15 protein-coding genes and 1 pseudogene are annotated in these 15,573 nt (G+C 72.2%); 9 read left to right on the top strand and 7 right to left on the bottom strand.

The window, feature by feature from the left end; all coding sequences use genetic code 11:
* Positions 1 to 21: 21 nt before the first annotated feature.
* The 6 genes and pseudogenes from ACYVLT_RS06165 to ACYVLT_RS06140 all read left to right on the top strand — a co-directional run.
* A pseudogene (locus tag ACYVLT_RS06165) lies at positions 22 to 471 on the top strand (LemA family protein); the annotation flags it as partial.
* 36 nt (positions 472 to 507) lie between these two features.
* Positions 508 to 969, top strand: coding sequence for an NUDIX hydrolase (locus ACYVLT_RS06160; RefSeq protein ID WP_461119251.1), 462 nt, complete (start codon positions 508 to 510; stop codon positions 967 to 969).
* Complete coding sequence (locus tag ACYVLT_RS06155) at positions 966 to 1,310, top strand: hypothetical protein (protein WP_461119112.1); 345 nt, start codon at positions 966 to 968, stop codon at positions 1,308 to 1,310. The genes ACYVLT_RS06160 and ACYVLT_RS06155 overlap by 4 nt, the downstream gene beginning before the upstream one ends.
* Positions 1,311 to 1,416: 106 nt before the next feature.
* Positions 1,417 to 3,720 carry an RCC1 domain-containing protein gene (locus tag ACYVLT_RS06150; protein ID WP_461119250.1) on the top strand — a complete coding sequence of 768 codons (2,304 nt, stop codon included), beginning with the start codon at positions 1,417 to 1,419 and terminating at the stop codon, positions 3,718 to 3,720.
* Positions 3,721 to 3,945: 225 nt separating this feature from the next.
* Positions 3,946 to 4,110 carry a hypothetical protein gene (locus tag ACYVLT_RS06145; protein WP_461119111.1) on the top strand — a complete coding sequence of 55 codons (165 nt, stop codon included), beginning with the start codon at positions 3,946 to 3,948 and terminating at the stop codon, positions 4,108 to 4,110.
* A complete protein-coding gene (locus ACYVLT_RS06140) occupies positions 4,107 to 4,550 on the top strand; it encodes an RCC1-like domain-containing protein (protein WP_461119110.1) in 444 nt (147 codons plus the stop codon). The genes ACYVLT_RS06145 and ACYVLT_RS06140 overlap by 4 nt, the downstream gene beginning before the upstream one ends.
* Here ACYVLT_RS06140 and ACYVLT_RS06135 read toward each other — a convergent pair.
* The 6 genes from ACYVLT_RS06135 to ACYVLT_RS06110 all read right to left on the bottom strand — a co-directional run bounded on the left by ACYVLT_RS06135 (position 4,540) and on the right by ACYVLT_RS06110 (position 10,263).
* Positions 4,540 to 4,914, bottom strand: coding sequence for a PH domain-containing protein (locus ACYVLT_RS06135; RefSeq protein ID WP_461119109.1), 375 nt, complete (start codon positions 4,912 to 4,914; stop codon positions 4,540 to 4,542). The genes ACYVLT_RS06140 and ACYVLT_RS06135 overlap by 11 nt on opposite strands.
* Before the next feature lie 17 nt (positions 4,915 to 4,931).
* Positions 4,932 to 5,450: a DUF4240 domain-containing protein gene (locus ACYVLT_RS06130; RefSeq protein ID WP_461119108.1), complete on the bottom strand. Its 519-nt coding sequence runs from the start codon at positions 5,448 to 5,450 to the stop codon at positions 4,932 to 4,934.
* Positions 5,451 to 5,537: 87 nt separating this feature from the next.
* Positions 5,538 to 6,530 (bottom strand): TIGR03842 family LLM class F420-dependent oxidoreductase, encoded by a 993-nt coding sequence (locus ACYVLT_RS06125; protein WP_461119107.1) that lies wholly within the window; start codon positions 6,528 to 6,530, stop codon positions 5,538 to 5,540.
* Between the two features lie 9 nt (positions 6,531 to 6,539).
* A complete protein-coding gene (gene hydA, locus ACYVLT_RS06120) occupies positions 6,540 to 7,925 on the bottom strand; it encodes a dihydropyrimidinase (protein WP_461119106.1) in 1,386 nt (461 codons plus the stop codon).
* Positions 7,922 to 8,764 carry a nitrilase-related carbon-nitrogen hydrolase gene (locus ACYVLT_RS06115; protein ID WP_461119105.1) on the bottom strand — a complete coding sequence of 281 codons (843 nt, stop codon included), beginning with the start codon at positions 8,762 to 8,764 and terminating at the stop codon, positions 7,922 to 7,924. Before ACYVLT_RS06115 ends, hydA begins: the two co-directional genes overlap by 4 nt.
* A complete protein-coding gene (locus ACYVLT_RS06110) occupies positions 8,761 to 10,263 on the bottom strand; it encodes an NCS1 family nucleobase:cation symporter-1 (protein ID WP_461119104.1) in 1,503 nt (500 codons plus the stop codon). The genes ACYVLT_RS06115 and ACYVLT_RS06110 overlap by 4 nt, the downstream gene beginning before the upstream one ends.
* A 266-nt stretch (positions 10,264 to 10,529) precedes the next feature.
* Here ACYVLT_RS06110 and ACYVLT_RS06105 point away from each other — a divergent pair, with 266 nt between their 5' ends.
* The 3 genes from ACYVLT_RS06105 (at position 10,530) to ACYVLT_RS06095 (ending at position 13,845) form a co-directional block, all read left to right on the top strand.
* Positions 10,530 to 11,504 (top strand): LysR family transcriptional regulator, encoded by a 975-nt coding sequence (locus tag ACYVLT_RS06105; protein WP_461119103.1) that lies wholly within the window; start codon positions 10,530 to 10,532, stop codon positions 11,502 to 11,504.
* A gap of 193 nt (positions 11,505 to 11,697) precedes the next feature.
* The gene (locus ACYVLT_RS06100; RefSeq protein WP_461119102.1) at positions 11,698 to 13,143 is read left to right on the top strand and encodes a S1 family peptidase; all 1,446 of its coding nucleotides are present in this window, start codon (positions 11,698 to 11,700) and stop codon (positions 13,141 to 13,143) included.
* 261 nt (positions 13,144 to 13,404) lie between these two features.
* Positions 13,405 to 13,845 carry a hypothetical protein gene (locus ACYVLT_RS06095; RefSeq protein WP_461119101.1) on the top strand — a complete coding sequence of 147 codons (441 nt, stop codon included), beginning with the start codon at positions 13,405 to 13,407 and terminating at the stop codon, positions 13,843 to 13,845.
* Here the strand turns inward: ACYVLT_RS06095 and ACYVLT_RS06090 are convergent.
* Entirely contained in the window at positions 13,842 to 15,491 is a 1,650-nt protein-coding gene (locus ACYVLT_RS06090; RefSeq protein ID WP_461119100.1) for a PucR family transcriptional regulator, read from the bottom strand. The two genes, ACYVLT_RS06095 and ACYVLT_RS06090, sit on opposite strands and share 4 nt — an antisense overlap.
* Positions 15,492 to 15,573 lie beyond the last annotated feature (82 nt).

Genomic DNA, 15,573 nt, shown 5'->3' with positions numbered 1-15,573 from the left:
TCCGGCGTCGCGACGACGTTCCTGGTGCTGCTTGCGCTGGCCGTGCTGGTCGGGCCGTGGACGCTCGGCACGGCGAACCGGCTGGACCGGCTGCACGTGCGCACGGACGCGGCCTGGGCGGCCCTCGACGCGGCCCTGGCGCGGCGGGCGGTGGTGACCCGGGCGGTGGCGGCGGTGTGCGGCAAACCGGAGTTGCGCGCGGCGGCGGACCGGGCCGAGCGGTCGACGCGGTCGGACCGGGAAGCGGCCGAGAACCGGCTGTCGGCGCTGCTGGAGGGGCTCGACCGGTCGATGTGGGAACCCGAGCTGGCGGCCGAGCTGTCCGACGCCGAACAGCGGGTGGTGCTGGCACGACGGGTGCACAACGACGCCGTGCGCGACACGTTGGCGCTGCGCAGGCGGAGGTCCGTGCGGTGGCTCCGGCTCGCGGGCACCGCGCCCACGCCGTCGTACTTCGAGATCGCCGAACCCGGCGGCGACGCCGACGCGTCCGCCCTGGCCCAGCGCGTGTCCGCGCGGGTCGTGCTGCTGGACGCCGAGGACCGGGTGCTGTTGTTCGAGGGCATCGACCCCAACCGGCCGGACGAGCTGTTCTGGTTCACCGTCGGCGGCGGGGTCGAGCCCGGGGAGGACGTCCGGACCGCGGCGGTGCGGGAGCTGTTCGAGGAGACCGGTGTCGAGGTCTCCGGCGACGAGCTGCTCGGTCCGGTGTGGAAGCGGCACGCCGTGTTCGCCTTCGACGGCTTGAACTACGCGGCGGTCGAGTGGTTCTTCGTGGCAAGGGTGGAGGGAGTCGACGTGGACACCTCGCGGTTCAACGAGATCGAGCAGCAGACCATCCGCCGACACCGGTGGTGGTCGGCCGCGGAACTGGCGTCGACCGACGCGACGGTGTACCCGGTGCAGCTGGCCGAGGTGCTGCCCGGCGCGCTGGTCGAGTGGGACGGCACGACCCGTTCGGTCCGATGATCGGGATATCGAGCCGGTTGGACGACGTGGTGGCCTTCTACCGCGCGTTGGAGGCCTCCGACCGGCCGCGTGCCTGCTTCGAGTTCGTGGACGCCGAGGGCTGGGTGGACGAGGGCGCCCGTGCGCTCTACGAGACCGTGGAGTACGACGGCGAGCTGATCACGATCCGGCAGATCGAGCTGCCCTCGTCGGGCGGCATCCACCGGTACTCGTGGCGGGTGATGGAGGACGCCTACGGCTGCCTCACCGACGAGCCGCTCGACCCCCACGAGGACCCGATCAAGCCGATCGCGCGGGAGACGTTCGAGGCGATCTGGAACACGGTGCCCGAGCAAGCGTGACCCGTCGGTGACACGGCCGATCGGTGTATCGCCTTCCCGTTCCCCCGGGCATAAGGTGGGCCGGCCCGGGTGGGGACGTGGGGGGAACATCATGCGGTTGCGGGTCGTGGTTGTCGTGTGCGCGTTGGCCGTGCTCGGGGTGCACCCCGTTGCGGCCCAGGCCGATCCGGTTGCCCGGGGGGTGGACGCCGCACAGGTCGTCGACGAGGGCGTCACGTTCGTCCCGATGGCGCCGCAGCGGGTGCTCGACACCCGCACCGGCGCCGGTGGCCCGGTCCGGTACCGGGCGGACCTCGACGTGTCCGCGCACGTGCCCGCGACGGCGACCGCGGTGGTGTTCAACCTGACCGGCACGGAGCCGACCGCGGCCACGTACGTCCGGGCGTGGTCCGAGGACTACAACGTGCCCAACTTCTCCAACCTGAACCTCGCGGCGGGCGAGACCCGGGCGAACCTGGTCACCGCCGCGCTGTCGCAGTACCACCGGAAGCTGTACCTGTACAACAACCAGGGCACCGTGCACCTGATCGCGGACCTCGCCGGCTACTACACCACCGACGCGGCGTCGCGGTTCACCACGACATCCCCGACCCGCGTGCTGGACACCCGCACGACCGCGGCCCTCGGCCCCCGCGCGTCACGCGAGGTCGACCTGTCCGGGCAGGTGCCCGCCTCGGCCACGTCGGTCACCCTCAACCTCACCGGCACCGAGCCGACCGCGTCCACGCACGTGATCGCGCACCCGTCGGGCGCGACCCGGCCCGTGGTGTCGAACCTGAACCTGGAGCCGGGGCAGACCGTGCCGAACCTCGTCACGGTCGCACTGGGCGCCAACCGCCGGATCACGCTGTACAACAACGCGGGCTCCACGCACCTGGTCGCGGACCTGGCCGGCTACTACGCGGGCGACCGCGGCCACCGGTTCTTCCCGGTGTCGCCGGTCCGCGCCGCGGACACGCGCGAGGCGGGCGGTCCGCTCGGCGCGGGGCAGACCAGGGTGGTCGACCTGGCCACCCGGATCCCACCGTCCGCAGCCGCCGCCGTGCTGAACCTGACCGGCACCAACGCGACCGCGTCCACGCACGTCACCGCGTACCCGACGGACACGACCCGGCCGGTCGCCTCGAACCTCAACCTGGTCGCGGGCCACGACACGGCGAACGCCGCGGTGGTCGCGCTGGGCGCCAACGCGCGGATGACGCTCTACAACAACGCGGGTTCCACCGACCTGGTCGTCGACGTCGCCGGCTTCTTCGCCAGCCCCGCCACCTGCGCCGCCGATTGCCTGCACGCCTGGGGCGGTCAGTTCCGGTACGGCTCGACCCCGGCCCGCCGCCCGTGGCTGTCCGGCGTCACCGCGGTGGCGGCGGGCGTGCAGAACACGCTCGCGCTCAAGTCCGACGGCACCGTGTGGTCCTGGGGCGACAACCAGTTCGGCCAGCTCGGCGCGGGCGCCACGGAGGGCTGGTCGAACGTGCCGCTGAAGGTCTCCGGGCTGAGCGGCGCGACCGCGGTGGCCGTCGGGACGTGGACCGGGTACGCGTTGAAGTCCGACGGCACGGTGTGGTCGTGGGGCTGGGGCGAGGCCGGTCAGCTCGGCGCGGGCGGCCCGGTCGAGTCGAACGTCCCGGTGCGGGTGTACGGCCTCACCGGGGTGACGGCCATCGCCGCCACGCACCAGACGGCGTACGCGTTGAAGTCCGACGGGACCGTGTGGGCGTGGGGCAACGACGTGTGGGGCGGCCGGGGCAACGCGACCTGCCCGGCCGGCCAGTCCTGCCCGGCGAACACGCCGCTGCGGGTGGGCCTGCCGCTGCCCGGTACGACCAGGATCACCGCGATCGCGGCGGGCGACTCGGAGACCGGGTACGCGCTGCGCTCCGACGGCACGGTGTGGGCCTGGGGGCGGAACTGGACCGGCGAGACCGGGACCGGCTCGGCGCCGCGCAGCTCGGTCAGCCCCACCCAGGTGGTCGGCCTGACCGGTGTCGTGTCGATCGCCGGCGGCGAGGAGGTCGGCTACGCCGTCACCGGCGACGGCCGGGTGTGGGCGTGGGGCGCGGACTACTGGGGCACCCTCGGCACCGGCGCGCCGTGCGTCGACACCGGCACCCCGCAGGTTCCCGGCTGCATGTCCTCCGTCCCGGTCCAGGTCTCCGGGCTGACCGGTCCGGTGGCGATCGACAGCGGGTCGGGGACCACGTTCGCGGTCAAGCCGGACGGCACGGTGTGGGCGTGGGGCCGCAACGCCGAGCAGGGCAACATCGGCAACGGCACGACGGGCAGCTGCGGCACGTTCCCGCAGCCGGAGGGCAGCTGCCGGCAGAGCGTGCCGGTGCGGACCACCATCGCGGGCGTGTCCAGGGTCGCGGCCGGCGGGCTTGGCCACTTCGCCGTCGTGCCGGGCTGACGCCGGGCCCAGGCCGGCGGTGATCGGCCCGTCACGCGTGTGTCGCTTCCGGATTCCCTCTCTCACAAGGTGATCCGGCTCATCGGAGACCTGGGGGAACACCGTGCGTTGGCGTGTGGCGTTGTTGGTGTGCGGAGTGGCCGTGTCGGGGTGCAACCCGTTGCGGCACAGGCTGATCCGGCCGGTCGGCCCGTGGTGGCGGCTCAAGGATCGGGTGCCCGGTCGGTGAACCCGCGGGCCGTGGACGAGGGCGCGACGTTCGCCCCGGCGGCGCCGTGCCGGGTGCTGGACACCCGCGACGGCACCGGGGGCACGGTCGGTCCGATCCACACCGGGACGACCCTCGACCTGTCCGCGTCCCGGTGCCGGTGCGCGGCCTCACCGGGGTGACGGCGATCGCCGCGATCAGCGCCACGGCCTACGCGCTCAAGTCCGACGGCACGGTCTGGGCGTGGGGCGACGCCTCGTCGGGTGCCTTGGGCGACGGCACCTGCCCGCCCGATCCGCACTGCGGGCCGGGCACGCCGGTGCGGGTGGCGTTGCCGCGGCCGGAAGGCACCGCGTTCACCGCGATCGCGGCGGCGGCCGTGGGGCGGACCGCCTACGCGTTGCGCTCGGACGGCTCGGTGTGGGCGTGGGGCTGCAACTCCGTGACCGGGAACCTGGGCAACGGCACGACCGGCGTCTGCGACGGGATCCCGTTGCCGGACGAGTGCCGGTCGACCGTTCGGTGCGGACCACGATCGTCGGCGTGTCCACCATCGCCGCGGGCGGGTTCGGCCACTCCGCCGCCGAACCCGCCGAGTCACAACCAGCCGGTCAGAGGATGAACGTCGCGATGATCTGCCCGAGCAGCCGCACGTCGGCGTGGCCCTTGAACTCCAGCCGCACCTGGCCCAGGCCGCTGAACCACAGGTCGAGCTCGGCGTCCATGTCGAAGGTGCCCGCGGTCTCGATGGAGAACGCCTGCACCCGGCTGTAGGGCAGCGACGTGAAGTCCTTCTTGCGGCCGGTCATGCCCTGGACGTTCACCGCGATCACCCGCTTGTTGGTGAACACCACGAAGTCCCGCACCGTCTTGAAGCTCGACACGATCTGCTCGCCCTGGATCAGGATCGGCGACACCTGCGACGCGATGTCCTCGGGCGCGCACGGCGCCAGCTTGAAGACGGACTGCTTCTCGAAGTCGATCACACCCGCGACGGTACCGGCTACCTCGGCCACCCCGCCGGGTTCGAGACCGATTCCCGGGAGATCCCCGACCCCGTCTCCGGGTAATCCCCGAACCGGTCGGCGTGCAGCCGGGCGAAGAAGTAGCAGAACGCCTCGCACTCGGCGTCCGGCACCGCCACCCGCGGATCGCGGGCCACGGCCTCGTAGAACTCCCGGCCCAGGACGAGGATGAAACCGCGGGCGTAGAGGAAGCCGTCGTCCGAGCCGTCGGTGACCTCCTGCACGTCGGCCCGGTCGATCTCGTACAGCTTGCGCTCGGCCACCCGGTCCAGCGCGGTCAGCTCCTCGGCGGACAGCTCGGCGGAGGCCGCGACCAGCGCCCGGAGCACCGACGGCAGGTGCTCCTCCAACTCGGCGGCCTCCTCGAAGGCCTCCGCGGTCACGTCACGCTTGGCCAACGCGCGCCGCACCCCGTCGGGCCCGGGGCCGAGCCCGGCCCACGCGTCTTCCAGCATCGCCCAGAAACGGGCCTCTTCGGCAGCGGTCGGAAGGGTCATGCGGCGACGCTAGCAACGGGGTACGACAATCGCGGCACGCCGTGGTCGGGGGGTGTGCCCGGTCACCCGGAACACCCCCCGATCGGGTCACACCCGGCCGATCACCTCGTCGCCGTAGGACGCGAGCGTCTTGTCCTTGTCGTCGTGCATCAGGTACAGCGCGAAGTTGTCCACGCCGAGCTCCCGCAGCTCCTGCAACCGGTCCACGTGCGCGGACGCCGGGCCGAGCAGGCAGAACCGGTCCACGATCGAGTCCGGCACGAAGTCGGTCGACCGGTTGCCCGCCTTGCCGTGGTGGGCGTAGTCGTAGCCCTCGCGGTCCTTGATGTAGTCGGTCAGCGCGGCCGGCACCGCGCCCGTGTCGCCGTACCGCGCGACCAGGTCGGCCACGTGGTTGCCGACCATCCCGCCGAACCAGCGCAGCTGGTCGCGCTGGTGCGGCAGGTCCGCGCCCACGTACGCGGGCGCGGCCACGCAGATCGTGATCGCCGACGGGTCGCGGCCCGCGGCCACCGCCGCCTCCCGCACCGACCCGATCGTCCACCGCGCGATGTCCACGTCCGCGGTCTGCAGGATGAACCCGTCCGCCTGCTCGCCGACCAGCCGCAACGCCCTGGGCCCGTAGGCGGCCATCCACATCTCCAGCTTGCCGTCGCGCACCCACGGTATGCGCACCGGCGTGCCGTGGTGCTCGACCTCCCGCCCCTCGGCCAGCTCCTTGATCACCGTCATGGCGCGGCCCAGGGTGGACAGCGTCGCGGGCTTCTGCCCGATCACCCGGCGGGCCGAGTCGCCCCGCCCGATGCCGCACACCGTGCGGTTGCCGAACATGTCGTTCAGCGTGGCGAACAGCGACGCGGTCACCGACCAGTCCCGGGTGCTCGGGTTGGTCACCATCGGACCGACCACCAGGTCCTTCGTCGCCGCCAGCACCTGCGAGTAGATGACGAACGGCTCCTGCCACAGCACCACCGAGTCGAACGTCCAGCCGTACCGGAAGCCGCGGTCCTCCGCGGCCCTCATCGTCGCCACGACGTCCCGCGCGGGCGGATCCGTCTGGAGCACCACACCGAAGTCCACTGCCGCCTCCTACACCAGGTACTGGTTCAGCTCGCGGGACAGGAACTTCCCGTGCCCGGCCGCGCCGTGGAAACCCCGGGCGTCCACGACCACCCGGCCGCGCGAGAGCACCGTGTCGACCTTGCCGGTGATCTCCATGCCCTCGTACGCCGAGTAGTCGACGTTCATGTGGTGCGTGGCCGCCGAGATGACCTGGCGCGCCGCCGGGTCGTACACCACGACGTCGGCGTCCGCGCCGGGCGCGATGACACCCTTGCGCGGGTACAGGCCGAACATCCGCGCGGGCGTGGTGGAGCTGATCTCCACCCACCGCTCCAGGCTGATCTCGCCCTTGACCACGCCCTGGTGCAGCAGGTCCATCCGGTGCTCCACGCCCGGCATCCCGTTGGGGATCTTGGAGAAGTCGCCGCGCCCGAGTTCCTTCTGGTCCTTGAAGCAGAACGGGCAGTGGTCGGTCGACACCACCGACAGGTCGTTGGTGCGCAGGCCCCGCCACAGCTCGGACTGGTGCTCCTTGGGCCGCAGCGGGGGAGAGGCGACGTACTTCGAGCCCTCGAAGTCCGGCTTCGCCATGTCCTCCAACGACAGGTACAGGTACTGCGGGCACGTCTCGGCGAACACGTTCTGCCCGGTGTCGCGCGCCTTCGTCACCGCGTCCAGCGCCTGCGCGGCGGACAGGTGCACGATGTACAGCGGCGACCCGGTGACCTTGGCCAGCGCGATGGCGCGGGACGTGGCCTCGCCCTCCAGCTCGGCGGGCCGGGTCAGGCCGTGCTCGACGGGGTCCGTGCGGCCCTGCGCGAGCGCTTGCGCGACCAGCTGGTCGATCGCGATGCCGTTCTCCGCGTGCATCATGATCGTCGCGCCGGTCTCCCGGGCCTTCTGCATGGCGCGCAGGATCTCGCCGTCGGTGGCGTAGAAGACGCCGGGGTAGGCCATGAACATCTTGAACGTGTTCACGCCCGCGTCGATGCAGGACTCCATCTCTTTCAACGACGTGTCGGTGACGTCGGAGACGATCATGTGGAACCCGTAGTCGACCGCGCACCGACTGTCCGCCTTGGCGTGCCACTTGTCCAGCGTGGACAGCAACGACGAACCCTTGGGCTGCACGGCGAAGTCGATGATCGTGGTGGTGCCGCCCCACGCCGCCGCGATCGTGCCGGTCTCGAACGTGTCCGCGGAGAACGTGCCGCCGAACGGCATCTCCATGTGCGTGTGCCCGTCGATGCCGCCGGGGATCACGTACTTTCCCGCGGCGTCGATCGTCTCGTCGGCCTGCACCGGGAAGCCCGGGGCCAGCAGCGCGACGATCTGCTCGCCGTCCACCAGCACGTCGGCCGTGACGGCGCCGGTGGCGTTGACCACCGTGCCGCCCTTGATCAGGATGCTCACGGCCGGACCAGCCCTTCGTAGGTGTCGGGACGGCGGTCCCGGTAGAACGCCCACAGGTTGCGGACCTCGGCCAGCAGGTCCATGTCGAGGTCGCGGACCACGACCTCCTCCTCCGTGTCGGAGGCCGCCTCGCCCACCAGCTGACCGCGCGGGTCGGCGAAGTACGACTGGCCGTAGAAGTCGTTGTCACCCAGCGGTTCCACGCCGACCCGGTTGATCGTGCCCACGTAGTACTCGTTGGCCACGGCCGCCGCGGTCTGCTCCAGCCGCCACAGGTACTCCGACAGGCCGCGGCTGGTCGCCGACGGGTTGAACACGATCTGCGCGCCGCCCAGCCCGAGCGCCCGCCAACCCTCCGGGAAGTGCCGCTCGTAGCAGATGTAGACGCCCACCTTGCCCACGGCGGTGTCGAACACCGGGTAACCCAGGTTGCCCGGCTTGAAGTAGAACTTCTCCCAGAAACCCTTGACCTGCGGGATGTGGTTCTTGCGGTGCTTGCCGAGGTAGGTGCCGTCCGCGTCGATCACCGCGGCGGTGTTGTAGTAGATCCCCGGCTGCTCCTCCTCGTACATCGGCACGACGAGCACCACGCCCAGCTGCCCGGCCAACTCGCACATCAGGTCGGTGGTCGGGCCGTCGGGGATGCCCTCGGTGTAGGAGTAGTAGTCCGCGTCCTGCACCTGGCAGAAGTACGGCCCGTAGAACAACTCCTGCAGGCACACCACCTGCGCGCCCTGCGACGCGGCGGAGCGCACCGCCTCGACCGCGTTCGCGATCATCGACTCCTTGTCGCCGGTCCACTTCTGCTGCACCAGACCAGCACGGATGATCTTGCTCACGCGTTCTCCCTCCGTGGCGCCAGCGCCAGGTAGACGAGCATGCCGCCGACCAGGCCGACGACCCAGTTGTAGTCGTAGAGCGGTTTGAGGAACGGGATCAGGCCGTCGGCCGGGAACGGCCCGTTGTAGGCGCCGCCGACCGCGAGCACCGAGCCCACCAGCGTGGCCACGACCGCCCGCCAGTTCCACCCCGCCTTGAACCAGTACGCGCCCCGCCCGGCCAGGTAGAGGTCCGGCAGCTCCAGCCGCGTCCTGGCCAGGATCCAGTAGCCGGCGATGAACACGCCCGCCACGGACGCCAGCAGGCCGCCGTAGAAGCCGAGCCAGGCGAAGATGTAGATGCCCGGGTCGGAGATCAGCCGCCAGGGCTGGATCAGGATGCCGATCACGCCGGTGATCAGGCCGCCCACCGCGAAGGTGATCTTCTTCGGGAACGCGTTGGAGAAGTCGTAGGACGGGCTCACCACGTTCGCCGCGAGGTTCGCCGACACCGTCGCCAGCACCAGCGCCACCAACGCCACCAGCACCACCGCGGTGCTGTCGAACCGGCTGGCCAGCTCCGCCGGGTCCCAGATCGGCTCCCCGTACAGCGCCATCGCGCCGGACGTGGTCAGGATCGCCACGATGGCGATGAACGACATCGTGGTCGGCAGGCCGAGCAGCTGGCCGACGACCTGCTTGCGCTGGCTGCCGCCGAACCGGGTGAAGTCCGGCATGTTCAGCGACAGCGTGGACCAGAACGCGATCATGCCCATCAACGACGGGAAGAACACCTTCCAGAAGTCCGCGCCCCAGCCGAGCTCGGACGGCGCGGACAGGATCGGGCCGAACCCGCCCGCCTTCACCGCCACGTAACCGAGCAGCACCAGGAAGCCGACGCTGACCAGCGGCGCGGTCCAGTTCTCGAACCGGCGGATCGCCTCCATCCCGCGCCAGATGATCAGCATCTGTACCACCCAGAACGCCAGGAAGCACAGCCACAGCGTCCACACCTGGCCCAGCACGACCGGCGCGTCCACCCACCCGTCGCCCGCGAGCCTGCCCACGATCACGTGCAGCGCCTTGCCGCCGACCCACGTCTGGATGCCGAACCACGCGCACGCGATGAACGCCCGCAGCAACGCCACCAGGTTCGCGCCCCGGATGCCGTAGAACGCCCGGGCGAACACCGGGAACGGGATGCCGTACTTCGTGCCCGCGTGGCTGTTGAGCAGCATCGGGACCAGCACGATCAGGTTGCCCAGGGTGATCGTCAGGAACGCCTGCAACCAGTCCATCCCCAACGCCACCAGCGACGCGGCCAGCGTGTAGCTGGGGATGTTGTGCGCCATGCCCATCCACAGGGCGAAGAAGTTGTAAGTGGACCAGGTGCGCCGCTCCAGCGGCACCGGCGCCAGGTCGGAGTTGTAGTGCGGGCTGCCCGCGATCGCGGAGTGATCACGCAGCTCGACGCGGCCGTCGGGATCGGCTGTGACCTGGGTTGCGGAGTCAAGGGCCATCGGTCACTTCCCTGTTACGCTCGTGGAACACCCTTCGTACGGGCGGTTCGGCGCGATTTCCATCCCGGCATCCTCCGGTCGGTCCGCGCGCCTGGGCAGTGGCAAAGTGTCCACGCTTGCCATGATCAGGGCACACTCTGTCCATTGCCACTCCAGCCGCTGGTCCGGGCCGGTCCGCGGACCTCCGGAGACGCTGGTCCGGGCCGTCGCGCGAGCCCCCGGCCGACCCTCGACTGGTGGGTGAACGGTGACCTACCGTCCGGTGGATGAAGCTGGAACTGCGGCACCTGCGGGTCGTCTGCGCGATCGCGGACGCGGGCAGCCTGTCGAAGGCGTCCTCCCTCCTGGGCCTGGCGCAACCCGCCCTCACGGCCCAGCTGAACCGGATCGAGACCCTGCTCGGCGGCAAGCTGTTCGAGCGCGACCACCGGGGCGCCCGGCCCACCACGCTGGGTGAACTGGTGCTGGAACGGGCACGCGTGCTGCTGCCCGCGTTCTCCCGGTTGCAGGAGGACGCGCTGCGCCTGGTGGACGACGACGTGCCCGGCGACCGGTACCGGGTGGGCGCGGTGAACGGCCCGATGCTCGGCGGGCTGGTGCACCGGCTGACCGAGGCGCACGCCGGCGCGCACGTCTCCACCCAGGTGTCCTGGTCGGGGCGGGAGCTGTCCGCCATGGTCGCCGCCGGGCGGCTGGACTACGTGCTGGTCGGTGTGTGCGGTGACGCGCCGCCACCGTCGGAGCACGGGCTGACGTGGCACGTGATCGCGGTCGACCCGGTGTTCGTGCTGATGCCGGAGGACCACCCGTTCACGCTGCTGGAGGAGGTGGAGCTGGGTGCGTTGAGGGACACGCAGTGGGCGGTCGTGCCGGGCGACGGGTGCTTCGGCGACTGCTTCGTGGCCGCGTGCAGCCGGGCCGGCTTCACCCCGCGCACCATGTACGAGGTCGACATCAACAGCTGCATCGAGCTGGCCTCGTCCGGTGACGCGGTCGCGCTGTGCCAGCCGACGTTCCGCCGCACCCCGGGCCTGGTCTCGATGCCGCTGGCGGGCGCGCCGCTGCGGTGGCGGCACCTGATCGGCTGGGACCCCGAGGGCCCGGCCGCCGCGTTCGGCCCGCAGGTGCTGCGGTACGCCGCCGAGGCCTACCGGGAGACCGCCGAACGCAACCCGCGCTACACGGGCTGGCTGCCGGGACACCCCGAGTACGGCGCGATCCCGCACCAGGCGCCGGCCTGACCCCGCACCTCCGCCCCGGCGTTCGGCCTCCGCACGCCCTCTACGTCCCACGCACGTCCTCGACGTCCACGCACGGCCCGAACACCACACGGTGGCCATCACTGCGTCTTATGACCTAAGCGGTATTACCGCGACCGGGCCGGCGGTCCTACTTTCACGGGGAATCCCTGCCTCCCATCGAGGAGAATTCCCGATGTCAGCACTGTTGAGACCACTGGCGCTCGCCGCGGCGCTCATCGCGGCGGGGCTCCTGACCCCCGCCGGCGCGACACCCAACGCCCAGGCCGCCCCGGCCGGCCAGGACGCCGAGGTCCTGTCCTCGATCCAGCGCGACCTCGGCCTGGACGCCGACCAGGCGCGTGCCCGGCTGGCCGCCGACGAGCGCTCCGCCGACGCCGCGCGCGGCCTGCGCAAGCGGCTGGACCGCTCGTTCGGCGGCGCGTGGATCGACTCCTCCGGCACGCTGACCGTCGGCGTGACCCGCGCGTCCGACGCGGACCAGGGCGGCGTGCGCACCAAGCTCGTCCAGCGCAGCGAGGGCGACCTGGACGCGGTCAAGGCGGCGTTGGACGCGAACGTGGCCAAGGCGCCGCGGTCGGTGCCCGGCTGGTACGTCGACCTGCCGACGAACACCGTCGTGATCAAGTCCCGGCCCGGCGAGCTCGCCGCCGCACGCGCGTTCGCCGCGTCCTCCGGCGTCGACGCCGCCGCCGTCCGGTACGTCGCCACCACCGAGGCTCCCCGTCCCCTGATCGACGTGATCGGCGGCAACGCCTACAACATCGGCAGCGGCACGCGCTGCTCGGTCGGCTTCTCGGTCAACGGCGGGTTCGTCACCGCCGGGCACTGCGGCTCGACCGGCGCGTCGACGTCCAACCCGAGCGGCACGTTCCGCGGCTCCAGCTTCCCCGGCAACGACTACGCGTGGGTGCAGGTCGCGGCGGGCAACACGCCGCGCGGGCTGGTCAACAACTACGCCGGCGGCACGGTGTCGGTCGCGGGCTCGCAGGACGCGCCGGTCGGTTCGGCGGTGTGCCGGTCCGGTTCCACCACCGGCTGGCACTGCGGCACCATCCAGGCCCGCAACTCGTCGGTGACCTACCCGCAGGGCACGGTGAGCGGTCTGATCCAGACCACCGTGTGCGCGGAGCCCGGCGACTCGGGCGGCTCGCTGCTGGCGGGCACCCAGGCGCAGGGCGTGACCTCCGGCGGTTCGGGCAACTGCCGCACCGGCGGCACCACGTACTTCCAGCCGGTCAACGAGATCCTCCAGGTCTACGGCCTGACCCTGGTCACCTCCGGCGGCGGCGACCCCGACCCGCCCACCGGCTGCGACAACGCCGAGACCACCCACAACGGCTCCCTGGCCGCGGGCGGGCAGGCGTACCAGCCGAACAACGGCTACTACCAGTCCACGGTGTCCGGCGCGCACGTCGGCTGCCTGGCCGGCCCGGGCGGCGCCGACTTCGACCTCTACCTGCAGAAGTGGAACGGCAGCTCCTGGGCCGTCGTGGCGAAGGGCGACAGCCCCGCCGCGAGCGAGACCGTGAACTACAACGGCACACCCGGCTACTACCGGTACCGCGTGCACGCGTACGGCGGCTCCGGCAGCTACTCGCTGGGGGTCACCAACCCCTAGCTGCTCTGGGGGAAGAAACCGCCGCGGGCCCGTGTCGCACCTCGTCTCCCCGACACGGGCCCGCGCGGCACCCGATCCGCCATGGGGGCGGGCGGCCCCGCGGCTCCGGTGCCCCGACCCCGGAGCCGCGGGGCTATCACTCGATCGAGCGGGGCGGGTTTACGCAGCGTCAGTCACCTGATCGAGCGGTCAAGGGTGGGGGGTCCGGTGGTCGATGCGTAGGAGGTCAACTTGCAGGTCCCCAACCAGGTTAGGAAAACCGTGTCTGGATACCGCACGCGCGGACTCCTGCGTGCCGCCGCCCTGCTCGCCGTTGGTACCTCGCCGCTGCTCGCGTCCGCCGCGTCCGCCGCCGAGGCACCCACGGAGATCATGGACGGCAAGATCCGCAACGCCCCCGAGGTCGGTCTCGACGTCACCAAGCCCGCGACCGACCTGCTCAGCGGTCAGGCCGTGCGGCTGCCCGCGCCGCTGCCCGGTGGCACGTCGGAGGTCACGGCGCCGCAGGTGGCCGCCCCCGCCGCGCTCAAGGCCCCGGCCGCGCCCGGGTTGCCGCAGGCCGACGACGTCCTCGCACCGCAGGCCCGCGCCCTGCCCGCGCCCCCGGCGCTCCCGCTCGTGCCGCCCCCGGTCGCGGGTCCGGCGCAGGGGCCCGACCTCGCGGAGCTGGACAAGCTGCCGGTGCCGATGCCGCTCGGCTAGGCCGTCGACGTGGGCGGGCGGGGCAGCTGAGGGTCCCGCTCGCCCATGTCCTGCACCAACAACGCCACGTACAGCGAGAGCACCGACTCCGGGTCCTCCAGGGACACCCCGAGCACCTGCTCGATCCGGCTCAACTGCTGGTAGTACGCGGTCCGGGAGAGGTGTGCGGCGGCCGCCGCGGCGGACTTGTTGCCGCCGTGCTCGCAGAAGCACCGCAACAGCTCCACCAGCCGGGTGCCCTGGTTCGCGTCACGCGACAGCAGCAGCCCCAGCTCGCGGTCCGCGAACGCCACCACCCGCTCGTCCTCGCGCAGCAGGTGCAGCAGCCCGCGCAACCGCACGTCGTCCAGCCGGTGGTACAGCCGCGTCCCCGGTGACCGCAGCGCCGCACCCGCCACGTGCGCCGCCTCGCCCAACGACCGCCGCACGTCCGGCAGCGCGCTCACGGTCGTGCCGACGGCGACCACCACGGGCAGCGCGTGCTGCGTCGCCGCCGCCCGCCGGTGCACCTCCCGCGCCAACCGCCGCAGCACACCGTCCAACCCGGCCTGCGGTGGCAGCGACAGCAGCGCCCGCACACTCGTGTCGTCCACCACCCCGACGAGTGCGGGCACGGTTACCCGCCGCGCCGCCAACGCCGTCGCCTCGGCCAGGTCGCGCAACACCTCCTGCGAGGCCAGCGCCTGCGCGGGCGCGGTCGCCGTGCCCGGCCGGATCGCCACCCCCACGAGCTGGCGCCGTTCCAACGGCACACCGAGCGCGGCCGCACGCGTCGGCAGGTCGTGCGGCGGCTGCCCGAGCAGCTGGGTGAGCAACGTCCGGTGCGTCTGCCGTTCCAACGACTCGCGGTCCCGCGCCACCAGCCGGTGCACGGCCAACGCGGACGCGGCGCGTTCGGCCACCACGACGTGCCGGTGCGGCGGCGCCTCCGGTGAGAGCAGCACCAGCCGACCCCAGTCCGCGCCCCGCGCGCCGACCACCGTCACCAGCCACCCGGCCTGCTCGTGGTAGGCGGTGCGCTCCGACACGGCCACCGCCCGTGACCGCTGGCCCCAGTCGGCCAGCAGCGCGGTCGGGTCCTGCCCCGCCGCGTCGTAGGCCAGCACCTCGTGCCCCAACGTCTCCAGCACCACCGGCAGCCCGGCGGTGCGGGCCACCTCGCGCAACACCTCGGCGGGCTCCGCGCCGGCCACGGTCAACGCGGTGAACGCCTCGTGCACCTGCTCGGCCGCCCGCAGCTCGGCGAGCTGCGCGTCCACGATCAGCGACACCACGGCCTCGGTCACGGACACGAACCGGGTCTCCTCCGCCAGCGTGACCAGCGGCAGCCCGTGCTGCTCGGCGGCGGCCACCAACGCGCCGGGCACGTCGTCGCTCCACCGCCGCACCAGCTCCACCACCAGCCCGGACGCGCCCACCGAGGCGAGGTCGGCGACGTAGCGGCGCAACCCGTCCGGGTCGTCGGGCAGCGCGATGCCGGTGGTCAGCACCAGCTCGCCACCGCGCAGCAGGTGCGCGATGTCGGCCACCTCGGCGACGTGCACCCACCGCACCCGGCGGCCCATCCCGGCGGCCCCGGCGACCACGGCCGGCTTGCCGCGGCGGACCACGGGCAGTGCGAGCGCTTCGGCCACCGTCGGGTACATGGACACAACGTAATGCGCCGGGCGGCAAAGGGGTACAGGTTGTCCATGGCGGCCCCCGGCACCGCCGACCACACTCCTCGCA

It is taken from the genome of Saccharothrix stipae (assembly GCF_054781895.1).
Note: the sequence above shows the minus strand (reverse complement) of the source record. Positions and strands in the feature narration are given on the sequence as shown.